Source organism: Rhodanobacter sp. PCA2, from assembly GCF_013620825.1.
Lineage (GTDB): Bacteria > Pseudomonadota > Gammaproteobacteria > Xanthomonadales > Rhodanobacteraceae > Rhodanobacter_A.
This window is the reverse complement of the sequence record NZ_NJIC01000019.1, coordinates 58,980-80,967: the sequence shown is the minus strand read 5'-3', so window position 1 is coordinate 80,967 and position 21,988 is coordinate 58,980. Positions and strand designations below refer to the sequence as shown.

The window sequence follows — 21,988 nt, the reverse complement described above, 5'->3', positions numbered from 1 at the left end:
CGGGGCGGCTGCGCGCCGCCCGTCGCAAGGGCGCATGCCGCAAGCGCCCGCGATCACTGCACCAGCGGGGACGTGGCGGCTTCCAGCGTCACGCCGTCCAGCTCGGCATCGCCGGCGAGCACGCGCACGTACTGGCCAAGCGCACGCCGTTCGGCGGCGGTGCGCAGCTCGTTCGCCACGCGTCCGGCCACCGCGTCGTACGGCAGCAGCTCGCCCGGGATGCGCAAGTCCACCGCCACGATGTGGAAGCCGTAGCGGGTGGCGACCAGCCGCGGCAGCACGCCCAGTTCGTTGCCGGCGAAGATCGCCTTCTCGAACTCGGGCACGGTGGCGCCGCGCTGCAACTGGCCGAGCTGGCCTTCCTGCGCACCCGAGGGACAATTGGATTTCTCGCGCGCACGCGCCGCGAACAGCTCCGGCTGCGCGCGCACTTCCTGCAGGATCGCCTCGGCCACGCCGCGGATCGCCGGCACCGGCGTGCCGGGCGTCACCTGGAACAGGATGTGCCGCGCATGCACCAGCTCGCCGCTGCGGTAGCGTTCCGGATGCGCGTCGTACCAGCGGCGGCATTCCTCCGGCGTGGGCTCGGGCACGCGCACCTCGCGCGCCAGCAATCGTTCGATCGCCTCGCCGCTGGCGGCCTCGTCCGCGCCTTCGTCCAGCAGTTCCAGTTCCCGCGCGCGCTGGCGCAGCAACTCGTGCACCGCGGCCAGCTCGTCGCTGGGCCAGTCGCCGGTATCGACGGCGACGCCGTTGACGCGCACGCTCACGAACGCACCGCCCGCTTGCGCGTGCGCACCAGCTGGTAGGGGCGGAACAGGTAGGCCACGCCGGCCACGCCGCTCCAGATGTGCACCATGCGGGTGAACGGCGAGACCAAGAAGATGCTGAAGCCGAGCAGGATGTGCAGCTGGTACACCCACGGCACGCCCTGCAGCAGCGCGGCGCCGCCGCCCTGGAGGTAGACGATGCTCTGCACGTAGTGGCTGAGCAGCTCGAACATCGCGCCGTCCATGTGCCTGGCCGACATCGGCACCGTGGAGAGGCCCAGCAGCAACTGGAACCACAGCATCACCACGATGGCGATGTCCCACTTGCGGCTGTTGCGGCGCACGCGCGGATCGCCCACGCGCCGCCAGATCAGCAGGCTGAGGCCGATGATCGCCACGATGCCGGCGAGGCCGCCGCCCACCATCGCGAGCAGCTGGTGCTGGCCGGGATCGAGCAGCCAGCCGATCGCCCATTCGGGCATCAGGAAGCCGGCGAAGTGGCCCAGCACCACCACCAGGATGCCGTAGTGGAACAGGTTGGAGCCCCAGCGCAGCGTCTTCGCACGCAGCACCTGCGATGAGTCGCTCTTCCACGAATACGGCTCGCGGTCATAGCGGATCAGGCTGCCCAGCAACAGCACGGTGAGGCAGATGTAGGGGTAGATGCCGAACAGGAACTGGTTCCAGGCGGGGGACAGGGTCATGGCGGGCACTCCTGGACGGAAGCGGGATCGGTGTTCATGGCGCGGCGGCGATGGGCGGCTCGAAAGCGGGGCGCTCTTCCCAGCTCTTGTCGAGGTCTTCGGGCGGCGGCACCGGCGTGTGCGGGTCGAGGCCTTCCACCCCGGCCAGCGCGAGCAAGGCGGCCGGCACCGCGGCGTAACGGCTGCCGCGATGCGCCAGCGTGTTGCCCAGCTTGCGCAGCACGTGGGCGCATTCGCCCAGCAGTTCCGGCGTTTCGGCGGGGTCGCAGCAGCTCAGGTATTCGAGCAGCACCGGCAGATGGTCGGGCAGGTCGTGGCCGCTCTGCTGCAGTCCCATCCGCTGGTAGCGCTCGCGCAGTTCCAGCATCGCGGAACCGCGTTCGCGGCCGTCGCCGTGCACGTGCTCGAACAGGTTCAGCGAGGTGGAGCGGCCGCGGTCGAACAGTTCGACGTAGCGTGCCTCGGCATCGAGCTGTTCGCCCTGCCCCAGTTCGTCGGCCAGCGCGAGCAGTTCGCCGCGGCGCTGGGCGTCGAGACCGCGTGCGTCGCGCAACGCGGCGGCGATCTCCGGCAGCGCGGCGCGCAGATCCTCGTCCGGGTAGGCCAGCAGCGCGGCCAGCGCGCGCAAGGTGGTGGCGTGTGCGGTGGCCATCAGGTGTCGTCGTCCACCATGCGGATGGGGATCACCTTGCGCCGGCCCATCTTGCCGCCGAACAGGCCGGCCTTCGCGTCGATGCCGTCGCAGCCGTTGCCGAACGTGAAGCCGCAGCCGCCGCGCAGCTGGTAGGCGTTCTCCGCTTCCTCGCGGTGCGCGGTGGGAATCACGAAGCGGTCCTCGTAGTTCGCGATCGCCAGGTAGCGGTGCATCGCCTCGGCGGTGGCCTGGTCCAGGCCCACCGCGTCGAGCATCGCCGGGTCCTGCGGTTCGCCCAGCTGCTGCGCGCGGAACCAGGCGCGCATCGCCAGCATGCGCTTCAGCGCGCCGGTGACCGGCGCCTCGTTGCCGGCGGTGAGCAGGTTGGCGAGATAGCGCACCGGGATGCGCAGCGAGTCCACGTCGGGCAGGCCGTGATCGGTGCTGTCGATGGCGCCGGCGTTCGCGTGCGCCTGGATCGGCGACAGCGGCGGCACGTACCACACCATCGGCAGGGTGCGGTATTCGGGATGCAGCGGGAAGGCGATCTTCCACTCCACCGCCATCTTGTACGCGGGCGAATGCTTGGCCGACTGGATCCACTCGGCCGGCACGCCGTCGGCCAGCGCCTGGCGCTGCACCTCCTTGTCGTACGGGTCGAGGAACACGTCGAGCTGGGCCTGGTAGAGGTCGTGCGGGTTCTCGGTGGCGGCGGCCTCGCTGATGCGGTCGGCGTCGTACAGCAGCACGCCCAGGTAGCGGATGCGACCCACGCAGGTTTCCGAGCACACCGTGGGCAGGCCGGCCTCGATGCGCGGGTAGCAGAAGGTGCACTTCTCCGCCTTGCCGCTGGTCCAGTTGTAGTAGATCTTCTTGTACGGGCAGCCGGAGACGCACATGCGCCAGCCGCGGCACTTGTCCTGGTCGATCAGGACGATGCCGTCTTCCTCGCGCTTGTAGATCGAGCCGGACGGGCACGAGGCCACGCAGGTGGGGTTGAGGCAGTGCTCGCACAGCCTCGGCAGGTACATCATGAAGGTGTTTTCGAACTGCCCGTAGATGTCCTTCTGCACGGCCTCGAAGTTGTAGTCGGCGCTGCGCTTGCTGAACTCGCCGCCGAGGATTTCCTCCCAGTTCGGGCCCCATTCCACCTTGTCCATGGTGCGGCCGGAGATCAGCGAGATCGGCCGCGCCACCGGCGCGGTGGGCAGTTCCGGCGCGGTCTGCAGGTTCTCGTAGTCGAACGTGAACGGCTCGTAGTAGTCGTCGATCTCCGGCATCGCCGGGTTCGCGAACAGCTTGGCCAGCACGGCGAAGCGGCCGCCCTGCTTCGGCACCAGCTTGCCGCCGGGCTTGCGCACCCAGCCGCCGCGCCAGCGCTCCTGGTTCTCCCAGTCCTTGGGGTAACCGATGCCGGGCTTGGTCTCCACGTTGTTGAACCACGCGTACTCCATGCCCTTGCGCGAGGTCCACACGTTCTTGCAGGTGACCGAGCAGGTATGGCAGCCGATGCACTTGTCGAGGTTCAGCACCATTGCGATCTGCGCGCGAACTTTCATCGTGGTTTCCTCACGCCAGCCGGGTGTTGAGTTCGTCTTCGCGCGCCTTGTGCTGCACGCGGTCCATCCAGTCCACCTTGGCCATCTTGCGCACGATCACGAACTCGTCGCGGTTGGAGCCCACGGTGCCGTAGTAGTTGAAGCCCCAGCTGAGCTGCGCGTAGCCGCCCACCATGTGGGTGGGCTTGAGCACGGTGCGCGTCACCGAGTTGTGGATGCCGCCGCGCATGCCGGTGACTTCCGAACCGGGCACGTTCACGATCTTCTCCTGCGCGTGGTACATCATGCACATGCCCTCCTTCACGCGCTGGCTCACCACCGCGCGCGCGGTGAGCGCGCCGTTGAGGTTGTAGACCTCGATCCAGTCGTTGTCGACGATGCCGGCCTTGGCCGCGTCGACCTCGGAGATCCACACGATGGGGCCGCCGCGCGACAGCGTGAGCATCAGCAGGTTGTCGGTGTACGTGCTGTGGATGCCCCACTTCTGGTGCGGCGTGATGAAGTTGAGCGTTATCTCGGCATGGCCGTTGCCTTTCTTGCCCAGCAGCGGCGCCACCGTGCGGGTGTCGATCGGCGGCCGGTACAGCGCGAAGCCCTCGCCGAAGTCGCGCATCCACTCGTGGTCCTGGTAGAACTGCTGGCGCCCGGAAATCGTGCGCCAAGGGATCAGTTCGTTGACGTTGGTCCAGCAGGCGTTGTAGCTGACGTGCTCGCTCTCGATGCCCGACCAGGTGGGCGAGGAGATGATCTTGCGCGGCTGCGCCTGGATGTCGCGGTAGCGGATCTTCTCGTCTTCGCGCGGGCGCGCGAGATGGGTGTGGTCGCGGCCGGTGATCTTCGACAGCGCAGCCCAGGCCTTCACCGCCACTTCGCCGTTCGTTTCCGGGGCGAGGTACAGGACGGTCTCGGCGGCGTCGATGTCGCTTTCGATGCGCGGGCGTCCCTTGGCCGGGCCGTCGGCGACCGTGTAGTTCAGCGCGGCCAGGCCCTGCACCTCGTGCCCGGTATCCCAGGCGATGCCCTTGCCGCCGTTGCCCAGCTTGTCCATCAGCGGGCCGAGCGCGGTGTAGCGGGCGAACGTGGCGGGATAGTCGCGTTCCACCACCGCGATGGCGGAGGCGGTGACGCCGGGGATCAGCTCGCACTCGCCCTTCTTCCAGTCGCGCGCGTCGAACGGCTGCGCCAGCTCACCGGGCGTGTCGTGCATGATGGGCGTGAGCACCACGTCCTTCTCCACGCCCAGCCTGCCTTCGGCCAGTTCGGAGAAGCGCTTCGCCACCGCCTTGAAGATCTCCCAGTCGCTCTTCGACTCGAACACCGGGTCCACTGCCGCGGACAGCGGGTGGATGAACGGGTGCATGTCGGAGGTGTTGAGGTCGTTCTTCTCGTACCAGGACGCGGTGGGCAGCACCACGTCCGAGTACAGGCAGGAGGTGGACATGCGGAAGTCCAGCGTCACCACCAGGTCCAGCTTGCCCTCGGGCGCGGGCTCGCGCCACACCACTTCCTCGGGCTTGGCGCCGCCCTCCTCGCCCAGGTCCTTGCCCTGCAGGCCGCAGCGCGTGCCGAGGAAGTGCTTGAGGAAATACTCGTGCCCCTTGCCGGAGGAGCCGAACAGGTTGGAGCGCCAGATGAACAGGTTACGCGGGAAGTTCGCCGGATCGTCCGGGTCCTCGCTGGCGACCTTGAGCGAGCCGTCCTTGAGGCCGGCGATCACGTAGTCCTTGGGGTCCACGCCGGCGGCCGCGGCATCGCGCGCGATCTGCAGCGGGTTGCGGTTGAGCTGCGGCGCGGACGGCATCCAGCCCATGCGCTGGGCACGCACGTTGCAGTCGATCAGGCTGCGGCCATGGCGATTCGGATCGGCCAGCGGCGACAGCAGCTCGCTCACGTCGATCTTCTCGTAGCGCCACTGGTCGGAGTGCACGTAGAAGAACGTGGTGCCCGCCATCTGCCGCGGCGGCCGCACCCAGTCGAGCGCGAACGCCAGCGCGGTCCAGCCGGTCTGCGGGCGCAGCTTCTCCTGCCCCACGTAATGCGACCAGCCGCCGCCGGAGACGCCCACCGTGCCGCACAGCATCAGGAAGTTGATGATGCTGCGGTAGTTCATGTCCTGGTGGTACCAGTGGTTCATGCCCGCGCCGATGATGACCATCGAGCGGCCCCTGGTTTTCTCGGCGTTGTCGGCGAAGCCGCGCGCCACCGCGATGGCGTGCTGCGCCGGCACGCCGGTGATCGCCTCCTGCCATGCCGGGGTGTAGGGCACGTTGTCGTCGTAGCCCTTCGCGCCGGCGCCGCCCAGGCCGCGGTCCAGGCCGTAGTGCGCGCACAGCAGGTCGAACGCGGTGGCGACCACCACGTCGCCGCCCTTGGTGGACAGCCGGCGCACCGGCACGTGGCGCAGCAGCACGTCGCCCTGCTGGTCGTTGTGCGGGAAATGCTCGCTGACCATGCCGCCGAAATACGGGAACGCCACCGGGCAGATGTCGTCGCGGCGGTCGATCTCGCTCAGCTGCAGTTCGATCTCGGCGCCGTCGGCGCCCTTCTGCTCCAGGTTCCACTTGCCGTGGTCGGGGCTGTCCTTGCCCGGCCAGCGGAAGCCGATCGCGCCCTGCGGCACCACCGGCTTGCCGTCCCGGTCCAGGCCCACGGTCTTCCAGTCGGCGTGGTCGGGGCTGCCCAGCGCGCCGTCGAAGTCGCTGGCGCGCAGGTAGCGGTCGGGAACCCAGCGGTCGCCGTCGCGGCGCAGCGTCACCAGCAGCGGCAGGTCGGTGTAGCGGCGGCAGTAGTCCTGGAAGTACCCGGCCTGGCGGTCGAGGAAGAACTCCTTGAGGATCACGTGGCCCATCGCCATGGCGAGCGCGGCGTCGGTGCCCTGCTTGGGATGCATCCACAGGTCGGACAGCTTGGCGACCTCGGCGTAGTCCGGCGTCACCGCCACCACCTGGGTGCCGTTGTAGCGCGCCTCGACGAAGAAGTGCGCGTCGGGCGTGCGCGTCTGCGGCACGTTCGAGCCCCAGGCGATGATGTAGCCGGAGTTGTACCAGTCGGCCGATTCGGGCACGTCGGTCTGCTCGCCCCAGGTCTGCGGGCTGGACGGCGGCAGGTCGCAGTACCAGTCGTAGAACGACAGCAAGGTGCCGCCGATCAGGCTGAGGTAGCGCGCGCCCGAGGCATAGGACACCATCGACATCGCCGGGATCGGCGAGAAACCCACCACGCGATCCGGGCCGTGCGTCTTCACCGTGTGCAGGTTGGCCGCGGCGACCATGTCCAGCGCCTCGTCCCACTTCACGCGCACGAAGCCGCCCAGTCCGCGCGAAGCCTTGTAGTCCTTCCTGGCGGGGTCGGCCATCAGCGCCGCCCATGCCTCCGCCGGCGCCATGGTTTCGCGCAGCTTGCGCCAGTGCTTCAGCAGGCGGCCGCGGATCATCGGGTACTTCAGCCGGTTCGCGCTGTACAGGTACCAGGAATACGAGGCGCCGCGCGAGCAGCCGCGCGGTTCGTGGTTGGGCATGCCCGGGCGGGTGCGCGGATAGTCGGTCTGCTGGGTTTCCCAGGTCACCACGCCCTGCTTGACGTGGATCTTCCAGCTGCACGAGCCGGTGCAGTTCACGCCGTGCGTGGAGCGCACCACCTTGTCGTGCGACCAGCGGTTGCGGTACCCGTCTTCCCATTGGCGCGCTTCCTCGCGCACCTCGCCCCAGCCGTCGGAAAAGGGTTCGCGCGGACGCGAGAAATAGCGCAGGCGTTCCAGGAACTGGCCCATGTCGGCAACCTCAAGCTTGGATCGTGGATGGCGGGAGGCGGCAATCGCGGCAATCCGCCTGCCACGCCCCGGTGGTGGAAAACGGCATCGGCGCCATCGCGGTCACCCCATGAACTGGCTGGGCGAGAAGAACCGGCCGTGGCGTTCGACGTCGTGCAGCAGGCCGCCCTTGCGCGTGTAGACCGCCCAGGTGAGGACCACGCAGCTTACGTAGAATGCCAGGAACAGCCACAGCGCCCATATCGCTCCCACGGTGGCGTACAGCACCGGGATCAGGAAGAAGCCGTACGCGGCGATCGCGGAGGTGAACCCGGTGATCGCCGCCGATTCCTTTTCGGCCTGGCGCAGGCGCGTGTCGATGTCCGCGGTGGGCATCAGCCGGATCATTTCCTGGCGCATGATGTTCGGGATCATCTGGAATGTCGACGCATTGCCCACGCCGGTGGCAAAGAACAGCAGCATGAAGCTGGCGAAGAAGCCCCAGAACGCGTTCGGCTGCTCCTTGACGCTGAGGAAGTACAGTACTCCAAGCACGCCCACGATCATCAGCACGAACACCCACAGCGTGATGCGCGCGCCGCCCCACTTGTCGGACAGCCAGCCCGCCGCCGAGCGCGAGATCGCGCCGATCAGCGGCCCGAGGAACACGTACTGCATGGCGTTGACGTCCGGAAACTGCGTCTTCGTCAGCAGCGGGAAGCCCGCGGCGTAGCCGATGAACGAGCCGAACGTGCCGAGATACAGCCAGCACATCAGCCAGTTGTGCTTGCGCTGGAAGATCACCGCCTGGTCGGCGAACGACGCCTTGGCCGAGGCGATGTCGTTCATGCCGAACCAGGCGGCGAACGCGCTGAGCGCGATGAACGGCACCCAGATGAAGGCCGCGTTCTGCAGCCACAGCGGCGTCTTCTCCGGACCGACCAGGGTCGGACTGCCGCCGAACCAGCCCAGCACGCCGGCGGTGATCACCATCGGCACGACGAACTGCACCACGCTGACGCCCAGGTTGCCGAGGCCGGCGTTGAGCGCGAGCGCGTTGCCCTTCTCCGCGCGCGGGAAGAAGAACGAGATGTTCGCCATCGACGAGGCGAAGTTGCCGCCGCCGAAACCGCACAGCAGCGCCAGCCCCAGCATCATCCAGTAGGGCGTCTGCGGGTTCTGCACGGCATAGCCTATGCCCAGCGCGGGAATCAGCAGCGACCAGGTCGCGAGCGTGGTCCACATGCGCCCGCCCAGGATGGGCACCATGAAGGAATAGAAGATCCGCAGCGTGCCGCCCGAGAGGCCGGGCAGCGCCGCCAGCCAGAACAGCTGGTCGGTGGTGTACGCGAAGCCGACCCGGGGCAGTTGCGCCACCACCACCGACCAGACCTGCCATATCGCGAACGCCAGCAGCAGGTTGGGTATGGAAATCCAGAGGTTGCGCCGTGCGATCTTGCGGCCGCCGCCCTCCCAGAATTTCTTGTCCTCGGGCTGCCACTCGGCGAGCACCTTGCCCGCCATCGCGCCGACCATGTCCGGCGTGTGCACCGGCTGCATTTCCGGGAATTCGGGCAGCTTCCGCAGCGCCTCGCCCGTGGCGCCGCGCTCCATCCGGCGGATCGACACGTGCATCCAGGTCAGCGACACCATGACCAGCGCGAACAGCAGCATGAAGCAGGTCTGCCAGACGCCTGTCAGGTCCACCAGCAGGCCGAACACCGGCGGCAGCACGGCGCCGCCGAGGCCGCCGATCATGCCGACCAGGCCGCCGACGGCGCCCATGTTGTGCGGGTAGTAGACCGGGATGTGCTTGTAGACCGCAGCCTTGCCCAGCGCCATGAAGAAGCCGAGCACCGACCCCATCACGGCGAAGAACAGCAGGCTCATGCCGTAGTGGAAGGTGACCGGGCCCTTGACGGTCCTGACCACGATGTCCATCGCCGGATAGGACAGCACGAACGTCGCCGCCGCCCCCACCATCAGGCTCCAGTACATCACGCGCCGCGCGCCGTAGCGGTCCGCGAGATGGCCGCCGTAGGCGCGGAAGACGCTGGCCGGGATGGAGAACGCCGCGGCGATCTGGCCGCCGGTGAACAGGTCGATGTTGTACACCGCCATCAGGTATTTCGGCAGCCACAACGAAAGCGCGACGAAGGCGCCGAACACGTAGAAGTAGTACAGCGAGAAGCGCCAGACCTGGATGTTCTTCAGCGGCTGGAACTCCAGCCATGCGCTCTTCGGCTTGATGCCCTTCTCGCGCCGCTCGCGCACCACGGGGTCCTCTTCCGAGAAGATCCAGAAGATGATGCCCATCACGAAGATGGCGGCCGCCCAGATGTAGGCCACGTGCTGCCAGCTGAAGCCGTAGAACTCGATCAGCGGCGGCGCGCTGAGCTTGGTCACCGCGGCGCCGACGTTGCCCGCGCCGAAGATGCCCAGTGCGAGGCCCTGCTTTCCCGACTCGTAGAAGCGGGTCACGTAGGCCGTGCCCACCGCGAAGGAGCCGCCCGCGATGCCGAGGAACAACGCGGCGACCAGGAACTGCGTATAGGTGTGCGCGAGCGTCAGGCAGAACGCCGCCACCGCCGCGGACAGCATGACCAGGGTGAAGATCCGTCGTCCGCCGTACTGGTCGGTCCACACGCCCAGCACCAGGCGGATCAACGAGCCGCTCAGGACCGGGGTGGCCTGCAGCAGGCCCAGTTCGAAGTTGCTGAGGCCGAGTTCCTTCTGGATCTTGATGCCGATGATCGCGAAGATCATCCATACCGCGAAGCAGACCGTGAACGAAATCGTCGAGAGCCAGAGAGCACGCCCTCGATGCACCACACCCGAACCGGCCGCTGTCGTCATGAATAAGTCCCCTGGATGGATTCCTGCAGCGCGCGCGGCGGCTGCCTCATGCCTGGTGCCCGGCCCGCCGCAGCCGGATCATGCACCCTGGACGGCCGGGACAGTGGGGTAGCGGCCGGCCGGTTCGCCGCACGGATCGGCGGCACGGCACGCCGGTCGCGATGCCGCATCGACAGCAGGAGCATCCATGCCGCAAGGCACGCCGCGCATGCATGTTCACTGGCGAACAACACAGGATGGGCGACACCCATGACGCAGTCCCTCGTCCTCTGGCTGGTCTCGGTCGTTGCAATTCGAGCGGCATCCTATACCGCGTGTCACATTTGTCCTTGCCTACGATCAAGCCCCTGCGACAGCTTTGGCAGCCCGTCGCGAAACGGTTCCGTCCACGACGGACGAAGCCGCGCGAAACCCGCGTGCGGCGCAGCCCCAAGCCGACCCGCAGCGGATCGCCGCGGGCGTCAGGCCCGGCAAAACGTCGAAGCCGCATTGTTCGATGGCAGTCCGGCCCGCAACCGCGCGCGTCCGCGATGCAGGCCGGGCGGCGTTCCCTCGCGCCAGCTTGCCACAGCTCATGGTTCGCCGAGATGACACCGGCGAACGCAACGGGCGACATCATGCAACACGATGTTGGCGTTGCGAAGTACCCGTTCGCGTCCGCTGCATCGGCGAACAACATGTGCATGGGCAACAACCGTTCCGCCTTCGAACACGGCAGGAGAGCGCGCCGCAAGTACCGGCGGGGCGATCGCGAAACATGTGGCGCAGGCCCTGCTCCAGGGGGATTCCGTTTCCGCCGGTTGCGCAGCGCCGCGGTTCCGCGCGGATGCGCGGCTGTGCCACTCAGCGCGCAAACGCATCCATGAGCGCCTGCGTCAGCGGCTTGATGTAGTAGCGGCTTTGCGGAACGACACGGGCCTGCACGCCGTGCCTGGCCAATGCATCCGACACCAAGGGACCGACCGCGGCCACGAGGCTCCCGGACAGCGCGGCGCGCCACGCCTCCTGTCGCCCCAGCCGGTCGGCGACGCGGAAGAGTCGTTCCACCTGCTGCAGGCTGGTGAACGCGATCGCATCGACATCGCCGCGGCTCATGCGCTCCATCAGGCGTTCCACCATTTCGTCGTCGGCGCCATCGACATAACGATAGGGGGCGACGGCAAGCACCGAGGCGCCCGCGGTCGCGAGGAAGTCCATGAGCGCGGGGTTGGGATCGGTGCCGTACAACTGCACGCCCACGCGCCTTCCGCGCAGATCCAGCGTGCGCAGGTGCTGGATCAGCCCCTGCGTGGTGGCCGGCTCCACCACCTTGTCCGCCCGCAGCCCCAGTTCGCGCAACGCGCGCGCGGGTTTGGGCCCGCGCGCCATGACGCGCATGCTGCCCAGCCGTTCGACGAAGGCGGCCCGCAACGCAGGCGCGTGCCGTTCGATGGCGCCCAGCAGACGTTGCAATCCCTCCCCCGTGTACAGCACGAGGTCGTCGCAGCGGCCGGCATTCACTTCGTCCACCCACGCCAGCACCGGCGCGGGATCGTCCGCATCGCGTATGTCGACCAGCGGACAGCGCAGCACGGCGGCCCCGCGACATTCCAGCAGCGAAGCGAACACGTCCAGCTGGCGCGACTCGGGAACGGCGATGCGGCGCCCGCTCAGTGGCCCGTTGCCCTCGTTCTGCGGTGTCATGGCTGTGCTCCCTCCGGAACGGACCAGCATGGCGGCATGTCCATGGCCTGCCTCAGGCGACCGCGACGCTGGCGCAATCCTGCGTTGCGCCGGCCGTGTCCGCCTCGACCAGTTCGCCGAACCAGGCATGTTCGCGCGCGAACGCGGCGACCTCGCCCACGATCAGCAACGCGGGCTTGTTCACCGCCTGCAGGCGCAGCAGGCCGGGAAGCGTGGCCAGCGTGCCGGCGATCACGCGCTGCTGCGGCAGCGTGCCGTTCTCGACGATGGCGCACGGGGTTTCCGGGGCGCGTCCCCGGGAGATCAGCCGTGCGGCCAGCTCATCGAGCTTTTCGGCGCCCATGTAGATGGCCAGCGTTTGCCGGGAGTCGCCCAGCGCGCGGTCTTCCAGCGGGTGGGTGGCCCGCCTGCCGTGCGCCGTCAGCAGGCAGACGGACTGCGCATGGTCGCGATGCGTGAGCGGTATGCCGGCGAACGCGGCGCACGCCACGGCCGCGGTGATCCCCGGAACGACTTCGCAGGCCACGCCATGCGCACGCAGGAAGGCCAGTTCCTCGCCGCCGCGGCCGAACACGAAGGGATCGCCGCCCTTCAAGCGGACCACGCGGCGCCCCTCGCGCGCATGCGCCAGCATCATGCGCTGGATGCGCTCCTGCGCCATCTGCCGCCCTCCGCAGCGCTTGCCGACGTCGATGCACTCCGCGTCGCGCCGCGCCATCGCCAGCACCTCGGCGCTCACCAGCTGGTCGTGCAGGATGACGTCCGCCTGCTGCAGCGCCCGCAGCGCCTGCAAGGTCAGCAGACCGGGATGCCCAGGCCCCGCGCCGACCAGCGCCACGGAGCCCGCGGCGGATTCCTGCCCATGGGTCGCCAGGGCGTCGAGCAGCGCCTGCTCGGCTTGCGCGTGCCGGGCGTTCCGCAGCAACGGGAGCACCGGTCCGTCGAACAGCCAGTCGTAGAAGCGTCGCCGCGCCGCGATGTCGGCATGGCGGCGCACGATGCGGCCGCGCTGCCGGTCCGCCAGGGCCACCAACGCACCCAACGCGTGGTCGAGCACGCGCTCCAGCGTCTCGCGTATCCGCCGCGCGATGGCCGGCGCCGCGCCGGCGGTGGAAATGGCGACCAGCAGCGGCGAGCGGTCCACCACGGCAGGGACGTGGAAGCGCGAGAGCGCGGCGTCGTCCACCACGTTGGCCAGGATGCGACGCTCCCCGGCGCAGGCGGCGACCCGGGCGTTGAGCGCGCGGTCGCCGGTGGCCGCGATGACCAGCCACTTGCCATCCAGCCACGCGGGATCGAACGCCCCGTGCAGCACGTGGATGCTTCCCGCATCGATCCACGATGCCCATGCGGTGCCGAATGCGGCGGCGCCCACCGAAACGCGGGCGCCTGCATCGAGCAGCGACTTCGCCTTGCGCCTTGCGACCTTGCCGCCGCCCACCACCAGCACGGGCAATCCCGCGATATCGGCAAACACCGGATAGAGCCTCATGCGCCACCTCCATCGCATCGATGAGCCATGTCATGTCTCCCGGGTCATGCGCGCCTCGGCGATCAGCCGTTGCAGTTCGGGCACGCAGGAACCGCAATTGCCGCCCGCACGCACGGCTGCGGTGATTGCCGCGGGCGTGTCCAGGCCACCCTTGCGGATCGCGTCGCAGATCGTGTTCCTGCCCACGCCGAAACACGAGCACACCACCGGTCCGCTGTCGAAACCTGCGCCCGGCGGCTCGCCGATCAGCAGGCATGCGCGGTCGGCATCGTCGAGATGTTCGCGCGCGAACAGGCTGGCCAGCCACTGGCGCGAAGGCAGGTCGGGCCGGGCGGAGAGGAACAGGCAGGATTCGATGCGTTCGTCGCGCACGTGCACGGCGCGATAAACGCCGCTGCCGCTGTCCTCGTACTCCAGCCAGTCCGCGTCGGGGTCCCCGGCGCCCAGCCAGGTCCTGGCCCAGGTGCCGCAATCCGCGGGCCGCTCCCAGTGCGCCAGCTCGTATCGGAAGAAGCGCTCGCCGCGTATCAGCGTCCAGTAGGTGAGTTCCGAGGTCGGAAGAAAGCGCCGCCCGAACGCGAAACCGTACCAGCGCACGGGGAACGGCTCGACCCGCACGGGGGTGTGCTTGAACTCGGGCTCGCCCGAGACGGGATCGACGACCGGGTTCACCACCGCCCCCACGCGCGCGTCGGAGGCGAACTGGTCGTTCCAGTGGATGGGCACGAACACGTTGCCGACGAGCATGCCGCCGCCGTGGCGGACGCGGGCCACCATCGATCCCCAGCGCGAACCCACCCGCGCGAGTTCGCCCTCGCGCACGCCGCTGCGCAAGGCGTCGTGCGGGTGCATGTCGATGTAGGGCTCGCCGATGTGGCCCGCCAGGCGCGGCGATTTGCCCGTGCGCGTCATGGTGTGCCAGTGGTCGCGGACACGTCCGGTGTTGAGCACCAGCGGATACTCGCGATCGGGCGCGTTCACCGGGGCACGCGCAGGCGTGGCGACGAAACGGGCACGACCATCGGCGTGCGCGAAGCGCCCGTCCGCGAACAGCCGGCGCGTGCCCGCGCCGTTCGCCCGCACCGGCCACTGCACCGGGGCGAGCGTCGCGTACTGCTGCGGCGTGAGCGCGGACAGGCCCGAAAGGTCCAGCACCCTCGGCGCCGCGGGCGCGCCATCCGCGCGGGGGGCGCGATTCCCGAACGCGGTCAGCCGGGCGTGCTCCGCGAAGATCCCGTGCGGGGTTTCGAACTCGAAGCCGCGCGCGAACCCCATCCGCCTGGCGACATCGCACACGATGCGCCAATCCGCCCTCGCCTCCCCCGGTGCGGGCAGGAACGGGCGCTGCCGGGAGATGCGGCGCTCCGAGTTGGTCACGCTGCCGTCCTTCTCCCCCCAACCCAGCGCCGGCAGCAGCACGTGCGCATGGCGATTGGTATCCGTGCTTTCCATGATGTCGGAGCACACCACCAGTTCGCACGCGTCCAGCGCGCGCCTGGCGCGGTCGGCGTCCGGCAGGCTCACCACGGGATTGGTGCCCATGATCCAGAGCGCCTTCACCCGCCCTTCCAGCATGGCATCGAACAACTCCACCGCCTTGAGCCCCGGCCGCGACGCCATGCGCGGCGACGCCCAGAACGCCTGCACGATCTCCCGGTGCACGCTGTCGTGCAGCTCCATGTGCGCGGCGAGCGTGTTCGCCAGGCCGCCCACTTCGCGGCCGCCCATGGCATTGGGCTGGCCGGTGATGGAGAACGGTCCTGCCCCCGGCTTGCCGATGCGCCCGGTGAGCAGGTGGCAGTTGATGATGCTGTTGACCTTGTCGGTGCCGCTGGAGGACTGGTTGACGCCCTGGGAAAACAGCGTGACCGCCCGGCCGCTGCGCGCGAACAGTTCGTAGAACGCCTGCAGGTCGGGCTGCCGCACGCCGCAGATGCGCGCCACCTCGGCGACATCCGCCGCCTCGCGTCGCGCGACGGACAGCGCCTGCGACAAGCCCCGCGTGTGCGCCTCCACGAACGCGGCATCCATTGCGCCATGCCGGAACAGGAACGCCAGCAGGCCGTTGAACAGCCACACATCCGTGCCCGGCTTGACCGGAAGGTGCAGATCGGCCGATTCGCAGGTGGAGGTGAAGCGCGGGTCGACCACGACCACGCGCGCACCCGCCTCCCGCGCCGCCATGATGCGCTGGAACGCCACCGGGTGGCACCACGCGGTGTTGGAGCCCACCAGCACGACCAGTTCGGCCTGGTCCAGGTCTTCGTAGCAGCCGGGCACCACGTCCTCGCCGAACGCGCGCTTGTGGCCCGCCACGGCGGATGACATGCACAGCCGCGAATTCGTGTCGATGTTCGCCGTGCCGATGTAGCCCTTGGCGAGCTTGTTGACGACGTAATAGTCCTCGGTGAGCAGCTGCCCCGACAGGTAGAACGCCACCGCGTCCGGGCCGTGCCGCTCGATCACCCGGCCGAATCCGCGCGCCACCTTGTCGATGGCGTCGTCCCAGCGGACGCGGGAAAAGGCGCCGCGGCCGTCGCGCACCAACGGGTGCAGCAGGCGCCCCTGCAGGTCCACCGTCTCGCCCAGCGCCATGCCCTTCACGCACAGGCGCCCGCGATTCGAGCCGTGCGCGGGTTCGCCGGCGATGTCGACCGTACCCGCCGCGTCGACGGCCGCAAGTACGCCGCAGCCCACGCCGCAGTAAGGGCAAGTGGTGGAGACGCGGACGTCCATGGCTATGCCTGCGCCGCCATCGGCTGGCAATACGCCTGGCCGAACAGCAGCCGGTCGCGCCACGGCCCCACGTCGGTGCCGCGGTTGATCAGGTCGAAGTACCAGCCGCCGTCCCGGGCATCGCCGTACAGCACCACCCCGGCGAGCCGGTTGCCGCTGAGCACCAGGCGCTTGTAGATGCCGCGGCGCGGATCGCGCAGCACCAGGTCCTCGGTGCCGCAACGGCCGAGGAAATCGCCGGCCGAGTACAGGTCGATCCCGGTCACCTTCAGTCGCGCGTCCGACTGCCGCGTGCGGTACCGCCGGTGGCCCAGCCGCGCCAGGTGCGACGCGCAGACCCGGGCCTGCTCCCACACCGGCGCGACCAGGCCGAAGGTGAGCTGGCGATGCTGCACGCATTCGCCCACGGCGTAGACATGCGGATCGTAGGTCTGCAAGGTGTCGTCCACCACGATGCCCCGTTCGCAGTAGAGGCCGCTCGCCCGCATCAGCGCGGTGTCCGGCTGCACGCCTATGGCGATCACCACCAGGTCGGCGTCCACGTGGCTGCCGTCGGCCAGGCGCACCCGCTCCACCCTGCGCGCCCCTTCGAACGCGGACGTTTCCGCCCCCAGCCGCAACGCCAGGCCCCGGCCTTCGAGATTGCGCGCGAGCAGGTTCGCCGCGTCCCCGTCGAGCTGCTGGTTGAGCAGCACGTGGCTGCGGTGGATCAGGGTGACCTGCATGCCGCGCCGCGCCAGCCCGTTGGCCGCCTCGATGCCCAGCAGCCCGCCGCCGATCACCGCCGCGCGGCGATACCGGCCCGCCGATTCCAGCATGCGTTCCACGTCGTGGATGTTGCGGAAGCAGACCACGCCCGGCAGCCCGCTGCCCGGCACCGGCAACGTGGCCGGCCGCGATCCCGTCGCCACCAGCAGGCGGTCGTACGGACGCAGTACGCCGCGGCGCGAACGCACCACGCGGCGGCTGCGATCCACCGCCACCACCGGGTCTCCCGCATGCAGCTCGATGCCGTGCGCGGCGTACCAGGCGGGCGCGTTGAGCACCAGCTCTTCGGGCCGCTTCTCGCCGCTGAGCAGCATGGAAAGCAGGATGCGGTTGTAGTTGCCGTGGGGTTCGGCGCCGAACACCGTGATGTCGTAGAGCTGCGGCGCGAGCTGCAGCAGTTCCTCCACCGTGCGTATCCCGGCCATGCCGTTTCCCACCACCACCAGGCGCGGGCGCGGTCTGCTCATGCGGTGTCGTACCTGACCTGCACCGTGCAGCCCTCGCAGCGCACCGGCCACGCGCGCACGCCCACGCCGGGCGACTCCAGGCAGGCGCCCGTGCGCAGGTCGAAATGCTGCTTGTGGATGGGCGACGCCACCACGACCTGGCCGCCCAGGTTGCCCACGATGCCGCGCGCAAGCACCGAGGCGCCGGAAACCGGGTCCACGTTGCCGATCGCATGCAGGCCGCCGCCGGACAGCCGGAACACGGCCACCTGTTCGCCGCACACCAGCACGCACACGCCGGTATCCGGCACGATGTCGTCCAGCTCGCACACCGATATCCAGTTCGCCTTCTTTGCGCGCCTCATCGCTCACTCCGTCGTCACCGGGGTCGGCAGCCGGCCGAACCGCGTCTCTTTTTCCCGCGCGGTCGCCGGCCGCAGCTGCCCGCGCACCGGCGCGAACGCCACGCGATCGTCGCCGGCGTCGCTGTTGACGAAGTGGCGGAAACGGCGGCGCACCTGGGGATCGTTCACGGCGCGCTTCCATTCGCACTCGTAGGTATCCACGACGTGCTTCATCTCGGCTTCGAGCTCTTCCGCGATGCCGAGGCTGTCGTTGACGACGACGTCGCGCAGGTAGTCCATGCCGCCCTCCAGGTTGTCGCGCCACACGCTGGTGCGCTGCAGGCGGTCGGCGGTGCGGATGTAGAACATCAGGAAGCGGTCGATGCAGCGGACCAGCGTGTCGCCGTCGAGGTCCCCGGCCAGCAGTTCGGCATGCCGCGGTTTCATGCCGCCGTTGCCGCAGACGTAGAGGTTCCAGCCCTTTTCGGTGGCGATGATCCCCACGTCCTTGCTTTGCGCCTCCGCGCACTCGCGCGTGCAGCCGGATACCGCGAACTTCAGCTTGTGCGGCGAACGCAGGCCCTTGTAGCGGTTCTCCAGGTCGATCGCCTTGCCCACCGAATCCTGCACGCCGTAGCGGCACCAGGTGGAACCCACGCAGGATTTCACCGTGCGCAGCGACTTGCCGTAGGCATGGCCGGATTCGAAGCCTGCCTCGATCAGCTCTTCCCAGATCGACGGCAACTGCTCCACCCGCGCGCCGAACATGTCCACGCGCTGGCCGCCGGTGAGCTTGGTGTAGAGGCCGTACTTGCGCGCGATCTCGCCGATGCGGATCAGGCTGTCCGGCGTCACTTCGCCGCCCGGCATGCGCGGCACGACGGAGTACGTGCCGTCCTTCTGGATGTTGGCGAGGAAGTAGTCGTTGGAATCCTGCAGCGAGGCATGCTCCTTCTGCAGCACGAATTCGTTCCAGCACGATGCGAGGATGCTCGCCGCCACGGGCTTGCAGATGTCGCAGCCCAGCCCGTGGCCGTGTCGTGCCAGCAACTCGTCGAAACGGCGGATCCGTTCCACGCGCACCAGGTGGTACAGCTCCTGCCGCGAATACGGGAAGTGCTCGCACAGGTGGTTGTTCACCGCGAGCCCCTGGCGCTTCATCTCCGCCTTCATGATCTGCGTGACCAGCGGAACGCAGCCGCCGCAGGTGGTGCCGGCGCGCGTCGCCTGCTTCAGCGCGCCGATGGAGGTGGCGCCGGCCGCCACCGCCTCGCACAGCTGCGCCTTGCTCACGTTGTTGCAGGAGCAGATCTGCGCCGTCGCGGGCAGCGCATCCACGGCCAGCCCGGGTTTCGCGCCCTCGATCGCCGGCAGGATCAGCGACTCCGGCGACTCGGGCAGTTCGAGCCCGTTGAGCATCATCTGCAGCCACGTGCCGTAGTCGGCCGCATCGCCCACCAGCACGCCGCCGAGCAGGCGCTTGCCGTCCTGCGAAACCACCAGCTTCTTGTAGACCTGCCTGTGCCCGTCGCTGAACTGGTAGGTCCGGCTGCCCGGCGTCGCGCCGTGGGCATCGCCGATGCTGGCGACGTCCACGCCCATCAGCTTGAGCTTGGTGGACATGTCCGCCCCCACGAACTCGGGCAGGACCGGAGCCTGGCTGCGCACCAGCAGCGCGTTGAGGTGGTTCGCGACCACCCGCGCCATCTCGTAGCCCGGCGCCACCAGCCCGAAGACCTTGCCGCCCCATTGCGCGCATTCGCCGATGGCGTACACGTCGCGGTCGCGCGTGCGGCAGAAGTTGTCCACCATGATGCCGCCGCGTTGTCCCACGCCAAGCTCGCAGGCGCCGGCCAGCTCGTCGCGGGGACGGATGCCCGCGGAGAACACGATGAGGTCGGTCTCCAGATGGCTGCCGTCCGCGAACGTCATGCGATGGCGTTTCGTCTCCCCGTCGCCGATATCCAGCGTGTTCTTGCCGGTGTGCACGACGAGGCCAAGGTCCTCGATGGACTTGCGCAGCAACTGGCCGCCGGCATCGTCCACCTGCACCGCCATGAGGCGCGAGGCGAATTCGACCACGTGCGTCTCCAGCCCCATGTCGCGCAGCGCCTTGGCGCATTCGAGGCCGAGCAGGCCGCCACCCACGACCACGCCATGGCTGGAACGCCTGCCCCAATCGGACAACGCATCCAGGTCGTCCAGGGTGCGGTACACCAGGCAACCGTCGCGATCGTTGCCGGGTATCGACGGCACGAAGGGCACCGAGCCGGTCGCGATCACCAGCTTGTCGTATGCGATGACGCCGCCGTCGCTGGTCGTCACGCGCTTGATGGCGCGATCGATGCCCACCGCGCGCGTCGCCAGCCGCACGGTTATGCCGGCCTGTTCGAAGAAGCCCGGCGCCACCAGCGACAGCTCGTCCGCGCTCTTGCCGGCGAAGAACTCGGACAGGTGCACGCGGTCGTAGGCCGGGCGGCTTTCCTCGCACAGCACCGTGATCTCCAGCCCCGGCGGACGCAATGCCACCAGTTCCTCCAGCAACCTGTGGCCGACCATGCCGTTGCCCACGACGACAAGTTTCATCCCCATCGCGATGACCTCCCGCCCACTCAATCGACCGCCAGCACCGGCCCGCTATCGCGCCGAAGCGCTTCGCGGTGGAGCCGGTCCTCGTCCGCCACCTGTTCGCGGCTGAAGCGCACGGCCAGCACGCATGCGGCGCCTGCGATCGCGAAACAGCCCAGCACCAGAAAGGTCTGCTGCACGGAGCCGGTGTACTTCTGCAGGAACCCCGCGGCCACCGCGCCCACGTTGCCGCCGGCGCCCACGATCCCGGCCACGCCGCCCAGCGCCTCCCGGTCGATGAACGGCATCAGCGCGTAGGTCGCGCCGCAGGCCATGTGCGTGAACAGGCCGAAGACGAGCATGGCGGCGATGGCCACGCCCGCACTGCGCGCGCCGGAGAACCACAGCAGGCCGGCGCCTTCGCAGAGCATCGCCGCGCACAGCAGGTACGCACGTGCGGGCAAGCCGCGCCGCCGCGCCAGCCGGTCGGAGGCGATGCCGCCGAAGGCACGGGCAAACAGCGCCAGCAGGCCGAAGCAACCCACGGCCAGGCCTGCGCGGCCCAGGCTGAGGCCGAAGCGGTCCATGTAGTACGCCGCCGCGACGCCGTGCACGAACAGCTCGATGCCGAAGCAGCCGGCATAGGCCGCGGCCAGCACCCACACGCGGTAGTTGCCGGCCGCCCGGGCGAACGCCGACCAGCCTCCGCGCTTGCCGCTGCCCACGGCGCGGCCTTGCGCGCGCAAGCGGCGATAGTCGCCCTCGGGGCAGTCCTGCGTGTACTTCCAGTACAGCGCGCCGACCACAAGCATCAGCACGCCGGGCAGCAGCATCGCGATGCGCCAGCCCAGCCCCTGCGCCACGCCCAGCGCCAGCAGGCCCGCCAGCAGCAGCGGCATCGCGGCCTGCGCGGCGCCGCCGCCGGCATTGCCCCAACCCGCCGCGGTGGCGTTGGCGGTGCCCACCACGTTCGGCGCGAACATCACCGAGGTGTGGTATTGCGTGATCACGAAGCCCGCACCGACCATGCCCATGGCGAAGCGCGCGAGCAGGAACGAGGCATAGCCCTGGGCCAGCGCGAGGCCGAACACCGGGATCGCGCCCAGCACCAGCAGGCCGGTATACGTCCGCCGCGGACCGAACCGGTCGCACAACGGGCCGACCAGCAAGCGGCCGAACACGGTAACGGCGACGGCGGCGATCGAGATGTTGGCGAGCTGGTCCTGCCGCAGGCCGAACTCGGCGCTGACCAGCGGCATCAGCGGCGCCACCGCGAACCACGCGAAGAAGCACACGAAGAACGCCATCCAGCCCAGGTGGAACGCGCGCATCTGCGGCGTGTGCCACTGGAACAAATCGATCCGCGTCGCCTTGTCCGACATGCACCACCTCCCACGCGAAGATGACGAATCGCTCCCTGCCGGCCGCTGGACGGCCCCGACCATTCAGATGGCCTTTTCGTGTTGCCTTGCATCATGCGTGCCACGATGCCGCGCCGCGAAGAAGTGCGGCGCGACGTGAAATCGCTGGAAAAAAGGACTGGTGAATGCACCAATGGATGCGCGATGTCATCCCGCTTGCACTATTGCGGTGCGGCAATGCCGGACGCACGCCAGCTCGTGCTCGATGCAGAACGTCATCAACGCCAGCGCAGCATGGATGCCGTGAAAACCATTCGTG

The 21,988-nt window shown here is 68.9% G+C and carries 13 protein-coding genes; all 13 read right to left on the bottom strand.

What is annotated here, in order from left to right; translation table 11 throughout:
• Positions 1–53: 53 nt before the first annotated feature.
• The 13 genes from PCA_RS07485 to PCA_RS07425 all read right to left on the bottom strand — a co-directional run bounded on the left by PCA_RS07485 (position 54) and on the right by PCA_RS07425 (position 21,690).
• Positions 54–770, bottom strand: a complete 717-nt coding sequence (locus tag PCA_RS07485; RefSeq protein ID WP_181301966.1) for a peptidylprolyl isomerase — start codon at positions 768–770, stop codon at positions 54–56.
• Positions 767–1,474 (bottom strand): respiratory nitrate reductase subunit gamma, encoded by a 708-nt coding sequence (gene narI, locus PCA_RS07480; protein WP_219918607.1) that lies wholly within the window; start codon positions 1,472–1,474, stop codon positions 767–769. The genes PCA_RS07485 and narI overlap by 4 nt, the downstream gene beginning before the upstream one ends.
• Positions 1,475–1,508: 34 nt before the next feature.
• Positions 1,509–2,126: a nitrate reductase molybdenum cofactor assembly chaperone gene (gene narJ, locus PCA_RS07475; RefSeq protein ID WP_181301965.1), complete on the bottom strand. Its 618-nt coding sequence runs from the start codon at positions 2,124–2,126 to the stop codon at positions 1,509–1,511.
• Positions 2,126–3,667, bottom strand: a complete 1,542-nt coding sequence (gene narH, locus PCA_RS07470; protein ID WP_181301964.1) for a nitrate reductase subunit beta — start codon at positions 3,665–3,667, stop codon at positions 2,126–2,128. The genes narJ and narH overlap by 1 nt, the downstream gene beginning before the upstream one ends.
• Positions 3,668–3,677: 10 nt before the next feature.
• Positions 3,678–7,436 (bottom strand): nitrate reductase subunit alpha, encoded by a 3,759-nt coding sequence (locus PCA_RS07465; RefSeq protein ID WP_181301963.1) that lies wholly within the window; start codon positions 7,434–7,436, stop codon positions 3,678–3,680.
• Positions 7,437–7,538: 102 nt separating this feature from the next.
• Positions 7,539–10,271, bottom strand: coding sequence for an MFS transporter (locus PCA_RS07460; RefSeq protein ID WP_181301962.1), 2,733 nt, complete (start codon positions 10,269–10,271; stop codon positions 7,539–7,541).
• Positions 10,272–11,114: 843 nt separating this feature from the next.
• Positions 11,115–11,954 carry a uroporphyrinogen-III synthase gene (locus tag PCA_RS07455; RefSeq protein ID WP_181301961.1) on the bottom strand — a complete coding sequence of 280 codons (840 nt, stop codon included), beginning with the start codon at positions 11,952–11,954 and terminating at the stop codon, positions 11,115–11,117.
• 52 nt (positions 11,955–12,006) lie between these two features.
• Positions 12,007–13,446 (bottom strand): siroheme synthase CysG, encoded by a 1,440-nt coding sequence (cysG, locus tag PCA_RS07450; protein WP_181301960.1) that lies wholly within the window; start codon positions 13,444–13,446, stop codon positions 12,007–12,009.
• A 30-nt stretch (positions 13,447–13,476) separates the two neighbouring features.
• On the bottom strand, positions 13,477–16,182 hold the full coding sequence (locus PCA_RS07445) for a nitrate reductase (protein WP_181301959.1): 2,706 nt from the start codon (positions 16,180–16,182) through the stop codon (positions 13,477–13,479).
• Positions 16,183–16,184: 2 nt separating this feature from the next.
• Complete coding sequence (locus PCA_RS07440) at positions 16,185–17,417, bottom strand: FAD-dependent oxidoreductase (RefSeq protein ID WP_181301958.1); 1,233 nt, start codon at positions 17,415–17,417, stop codon at positions 16,185–16,187.
• Entirely contained in the window at positions 17,414–17,761 is a 348-nt protein-coding gene (gene nirD, locus PCA_RS07435; RefSeq protein WP_181301957.1) for a nitrite reductase small subunit NirD, read from the bottom strand. Before nirD ends, PCA_RS07440 begins: the two co-directional genes overlap by 4 nt.
• 3 nt (positions 17,762–17,764) lie before the next feature.
• Entirely contained in the window at positions 17,765–20,326 is a 2,562-nt protein-coding gene (gene nirB / locus PCA_RS07430) for a nitrite reductase large subunit NirB (protein ID WP_181301956.1), read from the bottom strand.
• A 26-nt stretch (positions 20,327–20,352) separates the two neighbouring features.
• Positions 20,353–21,690: an MFS transporter gene (locus PCA_RS07425; RefSeq protein WP_181301955.1), complete on the bottom strand. Its 1,338-nt coding sequence runs from the start codon at positions 21,688–21,690 to the stop codon at positions 20,353–20,355.
• Between the last annotated feature and the right edge of the window lie 298 nt (positions 21,691–21,988).

What these genes read in the sequence shown, in the direction of transcription:
- narI (WP_219918607.1), bottom strand. Translation starts at nt 1,474, where the DNA reads ATGACCCTGTCCCCCGCCTGGAACCAGTTCCTGTTCGGCATCTACCCC.
- narJ (WP_181301965.1), bottom strand. Translation starts at nt 2,126, where the DNA reads ATGGCCACCGCACACGCCACCACCTTGCGCGCGCTGGCCGCGCTGCTG.
- narH (WP_181301964.1), bottom strand. Translation starts at nt 3,667, where the DNA reads ATGAAAGTTCGCGCGCAGATCGCAATGGTGCTGAACCTCGACAAGTGC.
- PCA_RS07465 (WP_181301963.1), bottom strand. Translation starts at nt 7,436, where the DNA reads ATGGGCCAGTTCCTGGAACGCCTGCGCTATTTCTCGCGTCCGCGCGAA.
- PCA_RS07460 (WP_181301962.1), bottom strand. Translation starts at nt 10,271, where the DNA reads ATGACGACAGCGGCCGGTTCGGGTGTGGTGCATCGAGGGCGTGCTCTC.
- PCA_RS07455 (WP_181301961.1), bottom strand. Translation starts at nt 11,954, where the DNA reads ATGACACCGCAGAACGAGGGCAACGGGCCACTGAGCGGGCGCCGCATC.
- cysG (WP_181301960.1), bottom strand. Translation starts at nt 13,446, where the DNA reads ATGAGGCTCTATCCGGTGTTTGCCGATATCGCGGGATTGCCCGTGCTG.
- PCA_RS07445 (WP_181301959.1), bottom strand. Translation starts at nt 16,182, where the DNA reads ATGGACGTCCGCGTCTCCACCACTTGCCCTTACTGCGGCGTGGGCTGC.
- PCA_RS07440 (WP_181301958.1), bottom strand. Translation starts at nt 17,417, where the DNA reads ATGAGCAGACCGCGCCCGCGCCTGGTGGTGGTGGGAAACGGCATGGCC.
- nirD (WP_181301957.1), bottom strand. Translation starts at nt 17,761, where the DNA reads ATGAGGCGCGCAAAGAAGGCGAACTGGATATCGGTGTGCGAGCTGGAC.
- nirB (WP_181301956.1), bottom strand. Translation starts at nt 20,326, where the DNA reads ATGAAACTTGTCGTCGTGGGCAACGGCATGGTCGGCCACAGGTTGCTG.
- PCA_RS07425 (WP_181301955.1), bottom strand. Translation starts at nt 21,690, where the DNA reads ATGTCGGACAAGGCGACGCGGATCGATTTGTTCCAGTGGCACACGCCG.